Origin of the sequence: Nocardia sp. NRRL S-836, from assembly GCF_001279525.1 — a bacterium.
GTDB lineage: Bacteria > Actinomycetota > Actinomycetes > Mycobacteriales > Pseudonocardiaceae > Lentzea.
Map to the genome: position 1 here is coordinate 1 of NZ_LGDY01000107.1, position 14,388 is coordinate 14,388.

Here is a 14,388-nt window from a genome sequence, read left to right on the forward strand (position 1 = left end):
GGGGACGAGCGAGCGAGAGGTTCCGGACACATGTCACCCGACCGGGCGACCCTTCACCTCGCCTCGTCAAACAAGACGGGCAGACGGACGAGTCCGGACATGAGTCACCCGATCGAGCGACGCAGGCCCCAGCCCCAAGTCCCGCCCCAAGTCCCGCACCAACTCCCGCACCGCACTCCGCCCCGCCCGGTTCGCCCCGATCGTGCTGGCCGAAGGCCCGTACCCCACCAGGTGCACCCGCGGATCGTGAACGACCCGAGTGCCCTCGACCTGCACCCCGCCGCCGGGCCCGCGCAGCCGCAACGGCGTCAGGTGGTCGAGGTCGTGGCGGAAGCCGGTCGCCCACAGGATCACGTCGGCGTCGAACCGGTCGCCGGACTCCCACTCCACGCCGGTCGGGGTGATGCGCGTGAACATCGGCCACCGTTGCAGCACGCCGGACGCGATCGCCGCGCGTGTCTGGTCGGTGAGGGCCAGGCCCGTCACGCTCACCACGCTGCGCGGGATGAGGCCGGCCCGCACGCGTTCCTCCACCATGCCGACGACCCAGCGGCCGTAGTCCTCGGTGAACGGGCCCTCGCGCCACACCGGCTCGTGGCGGGTCACCCAGCGGGTCGCGGCGGCGAGCGGGGCCAGTTCCAGCAGCAGTTGGGTGGCCGAGGCGCCGCCACCGACGACCACGACGCGTTTGCCGGCGAAGTCCTCCGGGCCGCGGTAGTCCGCGGTGTGCAGCTGGCGGCCGAGGAACGTCGACTGGCCCGGGTAGTGCGGCCAGAAGGGGCGGCGCCAGGTACCGGTGGCGTTGATCAGGCCGCGGGTGGTCCACGTGCCGGCGGAGGTCTCGACCTTCAGCAGCGGGGCGTCGTCGACGACGGACGTCACGGTGACCGGGCGGAGCACGGGCAGGTCGAAGAGCTGTTCGTAGCGGGCGAAGTACGAGGGGATGGCCTCGTTCGCCGGTGCGTCCGGCGGGGGTTGTTCGAACGGCATGCCGGGCAGTTCGTGGATGCCGTGCACGGTGCGCATGCGCAGGCTCGGCCAGCGGTGCAGCCACGCGCCGCCGGGTGCGGGGTTCGCGTCCAGCACGACGTGGTCGACGTCGCGCTTGCGCAGGAAGTAGGAGGCCGACAGGCCCGCCTGGCCCGCGCCGATCACCACGACATCCGTCACACCTGCGTCAACCGATCGGGGCATGGGCTCGATTTCAGGTGTGACGGACGAGTCAGCGAGCCTAGGTTCCCGAAGGGTGCACCTGTTGCTGACGCTGGCCCTGCTGGCCACCCCCGTGCCGACGACCACGGCCTCCTACGCCGTCTACGACCGGGTCACGCACGCGCTGACCGGGCGGGACGTGCACCGGCCGATCAGGTCCGCCTCGCTCGTCAAGATCCTCATCGCGATCGAGCAGCTGGAGACCAGGGGTGACGACCCGCGGATCGAGCCGATGCTGCGGGTCAGCGACGACACCGCGGCCAGTGAGCTGTGGGTCGAGAACGGGTGGGAGCAGCTCGTCGTGCGCACGGCGCGGCGGCTGGGCCTCCAGGACACCAGGCCGCCGGAGAAGCGCGGCATGTGGGGGTACACGGCGGTCAGCGCGCACGACGTCGTGAAGGTCTACCGCTACCTGCTCGAAGACGCCCGGCCGCACGTCCGGCACACGGTCATGGGGCACCTGCGCCGGGCGGAGAGGTGCGCCGCGGACGGGTTCGACCAGTCGTTCGGGCTGCCGGACGTGACGACGCGGCCCGCGTTCAAGCAGGGCTGGTCCGGGTTCGGCGACCCGGTGAAGCCGTGCACGGACCGCCCGCGGCCGCGGGCCGAGTGGGACCTCGACCTCACGTCACCGGCCATGCACACGTCCGGGACCTGCGGTTTCAGCATCGTCGCGGTCCTCACGCTGCACCCGAGGGGCACCTCCTACGACCAGGCGGCGAAACGAGTTACGCGGCTCACGGAAGAAGTCACGAAGTATCGGTGTTGATCGATGTATGAGCCGCCTCAGTGAGATCCCGCTGTCCGTTCTCGACCTCGCCCCGATCGGTTCGGGCTCGGACGCCACCAGCGCGCTGCGGCACTCCAGGGAACTCGCTCAGCAGGCCGAACGGCTCGGCTACCACCGCTACTGGTTCGCCGAGCACCACAACATGCCCGGCATCGCGAGCTCCGCGCCCGCCGTGCTGATCGAGCACATCGCCTCTGCCACCGAACGCATCCGCGTCGGCTCCGGCGGGGTGATGCTGCCCAACCACGCGCCGCTGGTGGTCGCCGAGCAGTTCGGCATGCTCGAAGCGCTGCACCCCGGCCGCATCGACCTCGGCATCGGCCGCGCGCCCGGCACCGACCAGAAGACGGCCCGCGCGCTGCGCAGGACCGAGGCCGGGCTGTCCGCGGAGAACTTCCCGCAGGAGCTGACCGAGCTCATCAACTACTTCGAGGGCACCGCCGAGCTCAACGCCGTGCCCGCCGCGGGCAACAGGCCGCCGATCTGGCTGCTGGGCTCGTCGGGCTACAGCGCGCAGGCCGCCGGGCTGCTGGGGCTGCCGTTCGCGTTCGCCCACCACTTCAGCGCCCAGAACACGCTGCCGGCGCTCGCGTTGTACCGCAAGCACTTCCGGCCGTCGGAGGTCCTCAGCGAGCCGCACGCCATGGTGTGCGCCTCGGTGATCGTCGCCGACACCGACGAGCACGCGCGGTTCATCGCCGGTCCGGGTGCGCTGTCGTTCGTGAAGCTGCGCCAGGGCCGCCCGGCTCCGCTGGCCACGCCGGAGGAGGCCGCGGCCTACCCGTACACCGAGATCGACGAGCTGGTGATCGAGGACCGGATGGCCACCCAGATCATCGGTTCCCCGGACACGGTCCGCGCGGGGCTGGACGAGCTGCTGGACTCGACCGCGGCCGACGAGCTCATGGTGACGACCATCGTGCACGGGCAGCAGGACCGGCTGCGCTCGTTCGAGCTGCTGAGCGCGGTGGCCGAACGGACGTCCTCGCTGGGCCGTTCAGCCGCACATACGTGAGTCGGCCACGCGTGAGCTTCACGTTTCGTACGACTGGCGTTCGTCTGAACGGGTGATAATCGGCTCCGCTTGTAGCGCGTGACACACGCTGCGCGATGATCGGTATGAGCGCGCACGCCCCCCGACGCGCTCCCTAGCATCACCCGAAGGACGGCGTGGGGCCGGCGCACTCTGTGGCGCCGCCCACGCCGCCCATCACGAGTCGGCCACGGCCTGGCACCAGGTCCGCTTCAAGGCCCCCTTTCAGCCCCCGCACTCCCCATGGCACCGTCACAGTTGACGGGAGTCGTTCACACCCACCGCCAGGGTGGGAAAGGGGAGTTCGTGAAGTTCGCCAAATCGGCAGCGGGTCTCTGCCTGCTGCTGGCCGTGGCGGGATGTGCGGGCCCCAGCGTCGCCGTCACCCCCGACGAGAACCTGACCGTCGAGCAACGCGCCGAGACCCCCGACGCCACCATGAACGCCGCCTTCGGCACCCAGCGCGTGTGGGGCTCCGGTCTCTCCGTCGTGGTGTCCGCCCCGAGATCGCTCTCGCCGTCCGACACGGCCACGCCTCGTGCGCCGCGCACGGCCGTCTTCACGCTCACGGTCTACAACGGCTCCAAGAACGCCTACCGGCCCTCTCAGCTCGCCGTGAAGGCCATGGCGAACGGTGCCGCCGCTCCCGAACTGGTCGACTCGGTCCAGGGCCTCAACGGCCTCGCGGCCGCCGCGACCGAGCTGCCGCCCGGCAAGGACACCCAGGTGCTGCTCGCCTTCGCGGTGCCGGAGGGCCCGGTGCAGATGCAGCTCACCGTGCAGCCCGGCGGTCAGGGCCAGGACGCGCCGACCGTGTTCGAGGGCCAGGCCTAGTCTCAGCGTCATGAGCACCCGTCTCGAACCAGGAGACACCGCACCCGCCTTCACGCTGCCCGACAGCGAGGGCAAGCCGGTGTCGCTGTCCGACTACCTCGGCAAGTCCGTCGTCGTGTACTTCTACCCGGCCGCGAGCACGCCCGGCTGCACCAAGCAGGCCTGCGACTTCCGCGACAGCCTCGCCCAGCTGGGCGACCTCGGCTACGCCGTGATCGGCATCTCGCCGGACAAGCAGGAGAAGCTCGCCAAGTTCCGCGACGCGGAGGGCCTGACGTTCCCGCTGCTCGGCGACACGGAGAAGACCGTCCTCACCGAGTGGGGCGCGTTCGGCGAGAAGCAGAACTACGGCCGCACCGTGCAGGGCGTCATCCGCTCGACGTTCCTCGTCGGCCCGGACGGCAAGATCGTGAAGGCCATGTACAACGTGCGCGCCACCGGCCACGTCGCGAAGCTGCTGCGCGAACTGCCCGCCTGAAAATTCACCCGGGAATGTGACGCCGCCGCCGCAAGTCTTGCGGCGGCGGCCCCTTCTTCGGGTACCCTCGGGGTGAGGGCGTGCAACAAATGCCGCCCCTTGTTCCGGTGAGGGTGATACACCGTGTGTCGCTTGACGGCACCTCGCGGTCCCGACATCCCGTCTGATTTCGTCTTGCGCGTCCACTTCCCCACGCGCGGCGGTTGATCAGGGCTTCCTGCCCTCAACCCACCGTTCGCAAGCAAACACGCACGCCTCGCGCTGCGTGCATTTCGTGCTGGGAAAATTCAATGCTCAAGTGGATTCTGCTGACCGTCGCCGTGGGCGCGGAAGTTTTCGCAACCCTTTGTCTCAAATACTCCGACGGCTTCACGAAACCCTGGCCGGTGCTCGGCCTGGGTGTCGGGTTCCTGACCGCCCTGTACCTGGAGTCGGTGGTGATCAGGATGGGCCTGCCGGTCGCCATCACGTACGCGATCTGGGCCGGCGCGGGCATCGCGCTGGTCACCATCACCAGCCGGGTGCTGTTCGAGGACCCGCTGAACCTCGCCATGCTCGGCGGCATGGCGCTGATCGCGGCCGGCGTGTGCGTGGTGTCGGTCGCCTCGCACGCACACGCCGTCACCGCCTAACGGAGCTTGCGCAGGTGCGGGACCAGCAGCTTCAACGCGCGGCCCCGGTGCGACTGGGCGTCCTTCTCCTCGGCGCTCATCTCCGCCGAGGTGACCATGTACCCCTCGGGCAGGAAGATCGGGTCGTAGCCGAAGCCGTTGGTCCCGCGCCGCTCGCGCAGCAGGGAACCGCGCCACTCGCCGCGGACGACGACCTCCTCGCCGCCGGGCACGACCAGGGCGACCACCGACACGAACGCCGCGCCACGGCGTTCGTCCGGCACGTCGCCGAGCTGGCCGAGCAGCAGGTCGAGGTTGGCGTCGTCGTCGCCGTGGCGGCCGGACCAGCGTGCGGACAGCACGCCGGGCATGCCGTTGAGCTCGTCGACGGCCAGGCCGGAGTCGTCGGCCACGGACACCAAGCCGGTGGCGGCAGCGGCGTCGCGGGCCTTGGCCAGCGCGTTGCCCTCGAAGTCCGGCGCGGTCTCCGGCGCCTCCGGGAACTCCGGCACGTCCGACAGCGACAGCACCTCGATGCCCGAGAGGTCCTCGGCCACGACGATGCGCTGCAGCTCGCGGAGCTTCTTCGCGTTGCGGGACGCCAGCAGGAGCTTCACCTGCGACCACCGGACTTCGGTTCGGGCAGCACGCCGGGGTACGGCGCGGACAGCGCCTCGGCCTGCAGGCGGTTCAGCTCCGCGCAGCCCTGCAGCGCGACGTCCAGCATCCGGTCCAGAGTGGACCGCGCGAACGTGGCACCCTCGCCGGTGCCCTGCACCTCGATCAACGTGCCGGCGTCGGTGGCGACGACGTTCATGTCGACCTCCGCCCGCGAGTCCTCCTCGTAGGGCAGGTCCAGGCGCACGCGCCCGTCGACCACGCCCACCGACACCGCGGACACCGCGCACGACAGCGGCGACGGGTCGGCCAGGCGACCGGCGGCACCGAGGTAGGTGACCGCGTCGGCCAGCGCCACGTACGCGCCGGTGATCGCCGCCGTGCGCGTGCCGCCGTCGGCCTGGATCACGTCGCAGTCGATGACGATGGTGTTCTCGCCCAGCGCCGCCAGGTCGATGCACGCGCGCAGCGACCGGCCGATCAGCCGGGAGATCTCGTGCGTGCGGCCGCCGATGCGGCCCTTCACGGACTCCCGGTCGCTGCGGGTGTGCGTGGCGGACGGGAGCATCGCGTACTCGGCGGTCACCCAGCCGAGGCCGGAGCCTGAACGCCAGCGGGGAACGCCTTCGGTGACACTCGCGGCGCAGAGCACGCGGGTGTTCCCGAACTCGATCAGGACCGAGCCGGCCGGCCAGGTCTGATATCCACGCGTGATCCGGATGTCACGCAACACGTCATCGTTTCGGCCGTCGCTTCGCACCACGGCGCCTACCCTAATGAACCCTGCGAGGCGCCATGGCGTAGGGAGAGACATGCTGACGATCGACGGTATTCCGATCCACCCGTTGCTCGTGCACGCCGTGGTCGTGCTGTTGCCCCTGGCCGCGCTCGGCTCGATCGCGATCGCGCTGGTCCCGGCCTGGCGGCGCAGGTACGCCTGGCCCGTTCTCGGGGTCACGCTGGCCGGTGTCGCCGCCGTGCCGGTCGCGAAGCAGGCGGGCGAGGACCTCCAGGCCGCACTCGAACGTGCCACCGGCGCGCCGAACCCGGCCATCCAGTCGCACGCGGACCTGGGCACGACGCTGCTGCCCGTCGCGCTCGGCTTCGGCGTCGCGGTGATCGCGCTGCTGGTCGCCGGGCGGCTCGCCGACCGGGAACGGCAGGCGGAGGCACCCACCACGAGGACGTGGCGGGTGGTCTCAGTCGTCGTGTCGGTGCTGGTCGTGCTGCTCGCCGTGGGGACGACCGTGCAGACGGTGAGGGCAGGTCACAGCGGGTCGGAGGTGGTCTGGAGCGGCGTCGGGAGCTGAAGCGGGGCCGTCGCCGACTGCTTCAACGTCCGCGTGACCGTGCAGAACTGCTCGACGGCGCGCCGGACGACGAGCTCCAGCGCCTCCGGATCGTCCACAGCGGACAGGTCGTAGGAGAGCGTGACGGGGATGGAGATCACCTCGTTGCCGCTCTCGGACTGCACGGCGTCCGCGACCGCCGACAACCGGTCGCCGCCGGTGCGGCGCAGGATCAGCGTCTCCGACGTGACCAGGGCGCAGCCGGCGGCGGCCGCGACGAGCAGCTCCACCGGGCTGAACGAGCCCTCCTGGTCCTTGCGGCCGATGCGCACCGAGGCACCGCGGTCGTTCGTCGCCACGAACTCGTGCTCGCCCACCCGCTCCAGCTCGATCATGCTGTCTCCCCCACCTCGTACCGGCCGCCTTCTACGACCAGCTCGCACGGTCCCTCGAACACCGACCTGGCCTCCGCCAGCACGGCCGCGCGCGACGTCCACGGCGGCACGTGCGTGACCAGCAGCCGCCCGACGCCCACGCGCGCGGCCAGCTCACCGGCCTGCAGCCCGGACAGGTGCAGGTCCGCCACGCGGTCCGGCGCGTGCGTCCAGCTGGCCTCGGCGAGCAGCACGTCCGCACCGGCCGCCAGCTCGTCCAGCGCCGCGCACGGCCCGCTGTCACCGGTGTAGGCCAGCGTCACGCCACCGCACGAGATCCGGAACCCGTATGCCTCGCAAGGGTGCGCGACGACCGCTGACTCCACGGTAAACGGTCCTATGTGGACTGGGGAGCCCAATGGGTGGAAGTCGAAGACATCGGTGAGGTCGAGCGACGCGCGTTCGGCGGCGGACGGCGCGTAGGCCGCGGCGAACCGCGAGTGCGCTTCGGACGGCGCGTACACCGGCAGTCGCCCGGACGGCGGCGCCGGGTGGTACTTGCGCGCCACGTACAACGACGACACGTCGATGCAGTGGTCCGGGTGCAGGTGCGAGAGCACCAGCGCGTCCATCGAGAACAACGGCCGCTCCTGCTGGAACCGTCCCAGCACGCCGTTGCCGAACTCCAGCACCAGCGTGAACCCGTCGGCCTCCAGCAGGTACCCCGACGCCGCGGCACCGGGTCCGGGAATGCTGCCGGAGCAGCCGAGCACGGTCAGCAGCACGAGCCCTCACCCCCACTGTTCGAACGTCGGCAGGAACCTGGCGGCCAGCTTCGCGAACCTCTCCGGAGGCCCGGTGCACGTCACCCTGTGCACGGGTGGTTCGTCGGCGAAGTCGTCGCGCTCGGTCAGCAGCCGCACGACGTCCTTGACCGTCTCCTCGGCGCTCGACACCAGCGTGACGCGGTCGCCCATGACGATCTGGATCACGCCGGTCAGCAGCGGGTAGTGCGTGCAGCCCAGCACCACGGTGTCGACGTCGGCGCGCTGCAACGGTTCCAGGTAGGCCTGCGCGAGGCCGAGGACCTGCCGGCCGGAGGTGATGCCGCGTTCCACGAAGTCGACGAACCGCGGGCAGGCCGCCGCCGTGACCGTCACGTCCCGCGCGGCCTGGAACGCGTCCTGGTAGGCGTGCGAGTTGATCGTGCCGACCGTCGCGATCACCCCGACCCGGCCGGACCGCGTCGCCAGCACGGCACGCCGGACGGCGGGCAGGATCACCTCGACCACGGGCACGTCGTAGCGTTCGCGGGCGTCGCGGAAACACGCGGCGGAGGCGGTGTTGCAGGCGATGACGAGCATCTTCGCGCCCTCGCCGACCAGCCGGTCGCAGACCTCCAGCGCGTGCTTGCGGGCCTGCGCGATCGGCAGCGGGCCGTACGGGCCGTGCGCCGTGTCACCGATGTAGTGGATCGACTCGCCGGGCAGCTGTTCCATGACGGCTCTGGCGACCGTCAGGCCGCCGACGCCCGAGTCCATGATCCCGATCGTCACGCCGTGAATGTAGCCGGTGCGGCAGTCCTGCGGTTGTCGCGAGAAACACCCCAGGCGGCGAGGATTCCACCCATTGCGCCGAACAGATGGCCTTCCCACGACACGCCCGGCTGGCCCGGCAGCACGCCCCACAGCGCCGCGCCGTACAGCGCGAACACGCCGATCGCGATCACCAGCTGCAGCCACGACCGCGCGAACACACCGCGCACGAGCAGGAACGTCAGGAACCCGAACACCAGCCCGGACGCCCCGATGTGGCTGCCTTCGCTGCCGAACACCCACACGCCCAGCGTGCTGGTCAACCAGATCACCGCGGTGACCTGGAGGAACTGCTTCATCCCGCCCGAGGAGGCCAGGAACCCGAGCAGCAGCAACGGAAGCGCGTTGCCGGTCAGGTGGCTCCAGTCGCCGTGGATCAACGGCATCCAGGCCAGGTTGTCCCACTGGCTGAAGTCGCGCGGGCGCACGCCGTCGTCCTCCAGCGAGCCGCCGGTGGCGACGTCGAAGGCCTCGACGGCGTAGAGGAAGCCGACGAACCCGGCGACGACCAGCAACGACAGCACGGGATGCGGCGGGATCACCCGTTTCGCGAGCGCAGTGCGGTCCACACGACCAGCGTACGTGGCCCTAAGGTGGGCGGGTGTCGATCGAGGTAGCGGTGCGGGTATCGGCTCAGCTCGGCGAGGGGCCGACCTGGGACCACGGCAGCTCCACGTTGCTGTGGGTGGACATCCTGGCCTCCGAGGTGCACCGGTACGCCCCCGCGCGGGACGACGACTCGGTGCTCGTGCTCCCCCAGCACGTCGGTGCCGCGAAGCCGCGGGCGCACGGCGGTCTCGTCTGCAACCTGCGCGACGGCATCGCGCTGGTCGACCGCGACGGCACCAAGAGCTGGCTGGTCTACTGGGCCCGCGACGGCGTGCGCGGCAACGACGCGGGCATCGACCCGGCGGGACGGCTGTGGGCCGGCACCATGCGCTACGACCAGGCCGCGAACGAGGGCTGGCTCGCGCGGATCTCCGCCGACGGCGCGGCGAAGGTCGTGGTGGACCAGGTGAACACGAGCAACGGCGTGGGCTGGAGCCCGGACGCCAGGCGCATGTACTTCATCGACACGCCCACCCGCCGCATCGACGTGTTCGACTTCGACAACTCCGACGGCACGGTGAGCAACCGCCGCCCGCTCGCCCACGTCGGCAACACCGACGGCTCACCGGACGGGCTGTGCGTGGACGCCGACGGCTGCGTGTGGGTGGCCTTGTGGGGCGGGCACGCGGTGCGCCGCTACACCCCGGACGGCGAGCTGGACCGGGAGATCGCGCTGCCGGTCGACCAGCCGACCGCGTGCTGCTTCGGTGGCAACGACTTCACCGACCTCTACGTCACCTCGGCCCGCGCCGGCCTGTCCGACGAGACGCTTGTGGAACGGCAGCTCAACGGGTCCGTGCTGGTGCTGCCCGGCATCGGCGCCGGCCTGCCCGGTGTGGCCTTCGCCGGCTAATCCGGATGTGCGTCCCGGGGCAATGCACTACAAAAGGTGCGGTACGGATCAACCGAGCGCCTGGGGGCCGCGTGATGAGGGAAGACCTCGCTTGGAAGGGTTCCTTCAGATGATCTTCTGAAGGCGGGTGCGGTGACCGCTGCGCGCGGTCACCGCCACTTCTCACACCCAGAAGAACTCCGCCCAGGGGAACTACGCCCAGAGGTGTCCGTCGAGCCGGGCGGCGGCCTCGTCCAGGGTGCCCGCGTACGCGCCCGTGGACAGGTACTTCCAGCCCGCGTCCGCGACGATGAACACGATGTCGGCGGACTTCCCGGCCACCTCGGCCTTCTGCGCCACGGCCAGCGCGGCGTGCAGGATCGCGCCGGTCGAGATGCCGGCGAAGATGCCCTCGGTCTCCAGCAGCTGCCGGGTGCGGCGCAACGCGTCGTAGGAGCCGACCGAGTACCGGCCGGTCAGCACCGACTCGTCGTACAGCTCCGGCACGAAGCCCTCGTCGAGGTTGCGCAGGCCGTAGACCAGCTCGCCGTAGCGCGGCTCGGCGGCGATGACCTGCACGTCCGGCTTGGCCTCGCGCAGGAACCGCCCGACGCCGACCAGCGTGCCGGTGGTGCCCAGGCCCGCGACGAAGTGCGTGATCTCCGGCAGGTCGGCGAGGATCTCCGGCCCGGTGCCGCGGAAGTGCGCCTCGGCGTTCGCCGGGTTGCCGTACTGGTAGAGCATGACCCAGTCCGGGTTCTGCTTGGCGAGCTCCTTCGCCGCGGCGACGGCCTGGTTCGACCCGCCCGCCGCCGGGGAGAACACGATCCGCGCGCCGTAGGCCTGCAGCAGCTGCTTGCGCTCGGTCGAGGTGTTCTCCGGCATCACGCACACCAGGCCGTAGCCCTTGAGCTTCGCGGCCATGGCGAGCGAGATGCCGGTGTTGCCCGACGTCGGCTCCAGGATCGTCGCGCCGGGCCGCAGCACGCCGTCGCGCTCCGCCGCCTCGATCATGGCCAGCGCGGGCCGGTCCTTGATCGAGCCGGTCGGGTTGCGGTCTTCGAGCTTCGCCCAGATGCGCACGTTCTCCGACGGGGACAGCCTCGGCAGGCCCACCAGCGGGGTCCCGCCGAGCGCGTCCAGCAGCGAGTCGTAGCGCGCCATGGCGTGGCTCAGCCGCCCGCGACGGCCGGGAGGATGGTGACGTTGTCGCCGTCCTTCACCGCGGCGTCGAGGCCACCGGCGAAGCGCACGTCCTCGTCGTTGACGTAGACGTTGACGAAGCGGTGCAGCGCGCCTTCCTTGACCAGGCGGGCCTTGAGGCCGCCGTGGTTGTTCTCCAGGTCGTCGATGACCTCGGCGAGCGTCGCGCCGGTGGCGGACACCGACTTCTCGCCCCCGGTGTGGGTGCGCAGGATGGTCGGGATCGACACGGTGACGGCCATGGTGGTTCTACCTCCGCAGGAAAACTTCCCAGAGAAACTTCAGGACTCGATGATCTTGACCGGTTCCTCGGTCACGACACCGTCGACGATGCGGTACGACCGCAGCTCGTGCTCGATCGGGTCACGCGTGGAGACCAGCACGTAGTGCGCCTCCGGCTCGCCCGCGAACGAGATGTCGGTGCGGGACGGGTACGCCTCGGTCGCGGTGTGCGAGTGGTACACGACCACCGGCACCTCGTCGTTGGCGTCCATCTCCCGCCACACCTTGAGCTGCTCACCCGCGTCGAACCGGTAGAAGGTGGGCGACCTCTCGGCGTTCTCCATCTCGATGAAGCGCTCGGGACGGTCCGAGCCCGCGGGCCCGGCGATCACCCCGCACGCCTCGTCGGGGTGGTCACGGCGCGCGTGGGCCACCATCGCGTCCACCAGGTCACGGCGAATCACCAGCACGTCGTCAATCCTACGGGCTGGCGGAAGTTGTCTCGGTATGCGAGATAACACCTCTCGCACCTGGCCTTACCTGCGCGGATGCGTACTCCGGGTGCGGTCACCGCCGCCGGCTGAGCACCACCACGAGGTAGAGCGCCAGCAACGCCACACCGCGCCGCCGCTGCCCCTGGTCGAGGGTGCGCCACGCGGCCAGCTCCGCCCACGCGGCGAGCGGCGTGGTCAGCACGCCCAGCTTCATCAGCACCTTCCCGACCCCCGGCGGGACCAGGAAGGACGCCACGAAGAGCCCGGCGGGCGCGACCGCCACGAGCTCCCTGCCCGGCACCTCACGCCCGGCCACCGAGGGTGGCACGAGCTCGGACACGACACCGGCTGCCTGATCGATCACATCGGCCATGCCGGCGGGTTACCCACTCAGAGGTCGCGGAACGCCTGTACCCCGTGCACCGTTGTCGCCTCGCGAGCGCCGGACACCACGGCCTCGGCGAAGGCGTCGGCGGCGGCCGTGCACAGCGCGTCCAGGGCGAACGCGCGCGGCTCCGCCAGCGGCCGGGCACCCGTGGCCAGTGCGAACACCGTGTCGCCGTCGAACATCGTGTGCGACGGGCGCACCGCCCGTGCCAGGCCGTCCTGCGCGGCCATCGCGAGCCGCCGGCACTCCGCTTTGGACAGTGTCGCGTCGACCGCGACCACGCCGATCGTGGTGTTCAGGCCGTCGGGCTTGCGCTGCGGCAACGCCACCGGCTCGGTCCCGAGCTGTGGCAGCCACGGCAGGCCGGTCGAGCGGTCCACGACCTCGCCGGCCGCGTTCACCACGGCCAGCGCGCCGATGCGGTGCTCGCCGGCCGTGGCTGAGAACGCGCCGACGCCGCCCTTGAGCGACCCGACCCGCGCACCCGCACCGGCGCCGACGCAGCCCAGGGCGAAGTCCTCGGCAGCCGCGGCGCAGGCCGCGTGGCCGAACGACGCGTCCGGCCGGTTGCCCCACTCCGACATGGGCAGGTCGAAGATCACCGCGCCGGGCACGATCGGCACCACGTGGTGCGGCTGCGCGCCGACCTGGAAGCCGATCGAGCGCTCCGACAGCCAGCGCATCACGCCGTCCGCCGCCGCGAGCCCGTACGCCGACCCACCGCTGAGGCAGATGGCGTGCACCTGCTGCACCAGGTTCGCCGGGTCCAGCAGGTCCGTCTCGCGGGTGCCGGGCGCGCCACCGCGGCCGTCGACCGCGGCGACCGCGCCCGCGGGCACGAGCACCACGGTCGTGCCGGTGGCCCAGCCGTCCGAGATCCGGTGGTGGTGGCCGACCAGCACGCCGGGGATCACGGCATCATCGCTTCGACGAGCGTCTCCTGCACCCACGTCAGCCAGTGGTAGACGCCCAGGTGCGGCGAGCGCGGGTCCTCCGGCGGCAGCTCGTCGGGCATGTCCTCCTGGACGTCCAGCGCCGTCCCGAGGGCCAGCCGCACGTCGTTGAGCGACGAGAGCCACGCCTCGGCCTCGACGATCGACAGCCTGATCTCCCCGCCGTCCGGTGAGCAGGTCCGCAGCACGACCTCGGCGGCACCGGTCTTCTGGTCCAGCAGGTCCGGCTCGTGCAACGACCGCAGGGCCGCGGCCGAGTCGACCTCGGCCGGGTCGGGCGCGTCGTCGTCGAGCCGGTGGAAGTCGGGCAGCAGCCGGCCCAGGATCGGGTCGTCCGGTGCCTGCGAGGGGCCTGTCCTGATCCCGGTCAGCTCGGCGAGCTCGTCCTGGGGCGCTTCCTCGGCGCGGGCCACCAGCATGTCCTGGATCTGGCTGACCAGACCCCGCACGACCGCCGCTTCCTGGCGGTCGAGCCTGCCGACGACGACGTCACCGTCGCGGATCCACCGCTTCACGAGGCCCGCTGCATGGTCGCCCAGAGCCCTGCCGCGTGGAGCTTGGCCACGTCGGCCTCCACCTTGTCCTTGGTGCCCGATGTCACGATCGCCTTGCCCTTGTGGTGCACGTCGAGCATCAGCTTGGTCGCTTTGTCCCTGCTGAAGCCGAACAGCTTCTGGAAGACGTACGTCACGTACGACATGAGGTTGACCGGGTCGTTCCAGACCACGGTCTGCCATGGCCGGTCCTCGGCTGCGATCTCCGCGCCAATGGGCTCGGCATGCGTCCGTTCCTGTTCGACGGGCGTGGTCATACCGCCAATGGTGTCATGTTCGCCGCAGTCGCGGAGACGGCA

General features: G+C 70.9%; 21 protein-coding genes. 7 read left to right on the forward strand and 14 right to left on the reverse strand.

Annotated features, from left to right (window positions below):
• Window positions 1-66 precede the first annotated feature (66 nt).
• Window positions 67-1,194 (reverse strand): NAD(P)-binding domain-containing protein, encoded by a 1,128-nt coding sequence (locus ADL03_RS24380; protein ID WP_053735867.1) that lies wholly within the window; start codon window positions 1,192-1,194, stop codon window positions 67-69.
• A gap of 52 nt (window positions 1,195-1,246) precedes the next feature.
• Here ADL03_RS24380 and ADL03_RS24385 point away from each other — a divergent pair, with 52 nt between their 5' ends.
• The 5 genes from ADL03_RS24385 (at window position 1,247) to ADL03_RS24405 (ending at window position 4,979) form a co-directional block, all read left to right on the forward strand.
• Entirely contained in the window at window positions 1,247-1,981 is a 735-nt protein-coding gene (locus ADL03_RS24385) for a hypothetical protein (RefSeq protein ID WP_053735868.1), read from the forward strand.
• A 7-nt stretch (window positions 1,982-1,988) separates the two neighbouring features.
• Entirely contained in the window at window positions 1,989-3,017 is a 1,029-nt protein-coding gene (locus tag ADL03_RS24390; protein WP_053735869.1) for an LLM class flavin-dependent oxidoreductase, read from the forward strand.
• Window positions 3,018-3,341: 324 nt separating this feature from the next.
• Window positions 3,342-3,869, forward strand: coding sequence for a hypothetical protein (locus ADL03_RS24395; protein ID WP_053735870.1), 528 nt, complete (start codon window positions 3,342-3,344; stop codon window positions 3,867-3,869).
• A gap of 10 nt (window positions 3,870-3,879) precedes the next feature.
• Complete coding sequence (gene bcp, locus ADL03_RS24400) at window positions 3,880-4,347, forward strand: thioredoxin-dependent thiol peroxidase (RefSeq protein ID WP_053735871.1); 468 nt, start codon at window positions 3,880-3,882, stop codon at window positions 4,345-4,347.
• Between the two features lie 290 nt (window positions 4,348-4,637).
• Entirely contained in the window at window positions 4,638-4,979 is a 342-nt protein-coding gene (locus tag ADL03_RS24405) for a multidrug efflux SMR transporter (protein WP_053735872.1), read from the forward strand.
• Here ADL03_RS24405 and rdgB read toward each other — a convergent pair.
• Both rdgB and rph read right to left on the reverse strand, forming a co-directional pair.
• Window positions 4,976-5,575, reverse strand: a complete 600-nt coding sequence (gene rdgB, locus ADL03_RS24410) for an RdgB/HAM1 family non-canonical purine NTP pyrophosphatase (protein WP_053735873.1) — start codon at window positions 5,573-5,575, stop codon at window positions 4,976-4,978. The genes ADL03_RS24405 and rdgB overlap by 4 nt on opposite strands.
• On the reverse strand, window positions 5,572-6,390 hold the full coding sequence (gene rph, locus ADL03_RS24415) for a ribonuclease PH (RefSeq protein ID WP_231642191.1): 819 nt from the start codon (window positions 6,388-6,390) through the stop codon (window positions 5,572-5,574). The genes rdgB and rph overlap by 4 nt, the downstream gene beginning before the upstream one ends.
• On the opposite strand from rph, the gene ADL03_RS24420 reads away from it, so the two are divergent.
• The gene (locus tag ADL03_RS24420; protein WP_063798694.1) at window positions 6,389-6,886 is read left to right on the forward strand and encodes a DUF2231 domain-containing protein; all 498 of its coding nucleotides are present in this window, start codon (window positions 6,389-6,391) and stop codon (window positions 6,884-6,886) included. The two genes, rph and ADL03_RS24420, sit on opposite strands and share 2 nt — an antisense overlap.
• On the opposite strand, the gene ADL03_RS24425 is transcribed toward ADL03_RS24420, so the two are convergent.
• Genes ADL03_RS24425 through ADL03_RS24440 form a run of 4 tightly spaced genes read right to left on the reverse strand, consistent with a single transcriptional unit; the run spans window position 6,844 to window position 9,403 of the window.
• Complete coding sequence (locus tag ADL03_RS24425) at window positions 6,844-7,260, reverse strand: OsmC family protein (RefSeq protein ID WP_053735876.1); 417 nt, start codon at window positions 7,258-7,260, stop codon at window positions 6,844-6,846. The genes ADL03_RS24420 and ADL03_RS24425 overlap by 43 nt on opposite strands.
• The gene (locus ADL03_RS24430; RefSeq protein WP_053735877.1) at window positions 7,257-8,024 is read right to left on the reverse strand and encodes an MBL fold metallo-hydrolase; all 768 of its coding nucleotides are present in this window, start codon (window positions 8,022-8,024) and stop codon (window positions 7,257-7,259) included. Before ADL03_RS24430 ends, ADL03_RS24425 begins: the two co-directional genes overlap by 4 nt.
• 6 nt (window positions 8,025-8,030) lie before the next feature.
• Window positions 8,031-8,780, reverse strand: a complete 750-nt coding sequence (murI, locus tag ADL03_RS24435; protein WP_053736039.1) for a glutamate racemase — start codon at window positions 8,778-8,780, stop codon at window positions 8,031-8,033.
• Window positions 8,781-8,791: 11 nt separating this feature from the next.
• Entirely contained in the window at window positions 8,792-9,403 is a 612-nt protein-coding gene (locus ADL03_RS24440) for a rhomboid family intramembrane serine protease (protein WP_197288609.1), read from the reverse strand.
• Between the two features lie 32 nt (window positions 9,404-9,435).
• Between ADL03_RS24440 and ADL03_RS24445 the strand changes: the two genes are divergently transcribed.
• Window positions 9,436-10,296 carry an SMP-30/gluconolactonase/LRE family protein gene (locus ADL03_RS24445; protein WP_053735878.1) on the forward strand — a complete coding sequence of 287 codons (861 nt, stop codon included), beginning with the start codon at window positions 9,436-9,438 and terminating at the stop codon, window positions 10,294-10,296.
• Between the two features lie 192 nt (window positions 10,297-10,488).
• On the opposite strand, the gene ADL03_RS24450 is transcribed toward ADL03_RS24445, so the two are convergent.
• The 7 genes from ADL03_RS24450 to clpS all read right to left on the reverse strand — a co-directional run bounded on the left by ADL03_RS24450 (window position 10,489) and on the right by clpS (window position 14,346).
• Window positions 10,489-11,439, reverse strand: a complete 951-nt coding sequence (locus ADL03_RS24450) for a PLP-dependent cysteine synthase family protein (RefSeq protein ID WP_053735879.1) — start codon at window positions 11,437-11,439, stop codon at window positions 10,489-10,491.
• An 8-nt stretch (window positions 11,440-11,447) separates the two neighbouring features.
• Window positions 11,448-11,720 (reverse strand): MoaD/ThiS family protein, encoded by a 273-nt coding sequence (locus tag ADL03_RS24455; RefSeq protein ID WP_053735880.1) that lies wholly within the window; start codon window positions 11,718-11,720, stop codon window positions 11,448-11,450.
• A gap of 39 nt (window positions 11,721-11,759) precedes the next feature.
• Window positions 11,760-12,170, reverse strand: coding sequence for a Mov34/MPN/PAD-1 family protein (locus ADL03_RS24460; protein WP_053735881.1), 411 nt, complete (start codon window positions 12,168-12,170; stop codon window positions 11,760-11,762).
• Window positions 12,171-12,267: 97 nt separating this feature from the next.
• Window positions 12,268-12,567 (reverse strand): hypothetical protein, encoded by a 300-nt coding sequence (locus ADL03_RS24465; RefSeq protein WP_053735882.1) that lies wholly within the window; start codon window positions 12,565-12,567, stop codon window positions 12,268-12,270.
• A 17-nt stretch (window positions 12,568-12,584) separates the two neighbouring features.
• Window positions 12,585-13,496 carry a P1 family peptidase gene (locus ADL03_RS24470; protein WP_053735883.1) on the reverse strand — a complete coding sequence of 304 codons (912 nt, stop codon included), beginning with the start codon at window positions 13,494-13,496 and terminating at the stop codon, window positions 12,585-12,587.
• On the reverse strand, window positions 13,493-14,050 hold the full coding sequence (locus tag ADL03_RS24475) for a DUF2017 domain-containing protein (RefSeq protein WP_082373438.1): 558 nt from the start codon (window positions 14,048-14,050) through the stop codon (window positions 13,493-13,495). The genes ADL03_RS24470 and ADL03_RS24475 overlap by 4 nt, the downstream gene beginning before the upstream one ends.
• Window positions 14,047-14,346 carry an ATP-dependent Clp protease adapter ClpS gene (clpS, locus tag ADL03_RS24480; protein WP_053736042.1) on the reverse strand — a complete coding sequence of 100 codons (300 nt, stop codon included), beginning with the start codon at window positions 14,344-14,346 and terminating at the stop codon, window positions 14,047-14,049. Before clpS ends, ADL03_RS24475 begins: the two co-directional genes overlap by 4 nt.
• Window positions 14,347-14,388: the final 42 nt, after the last annotated feature.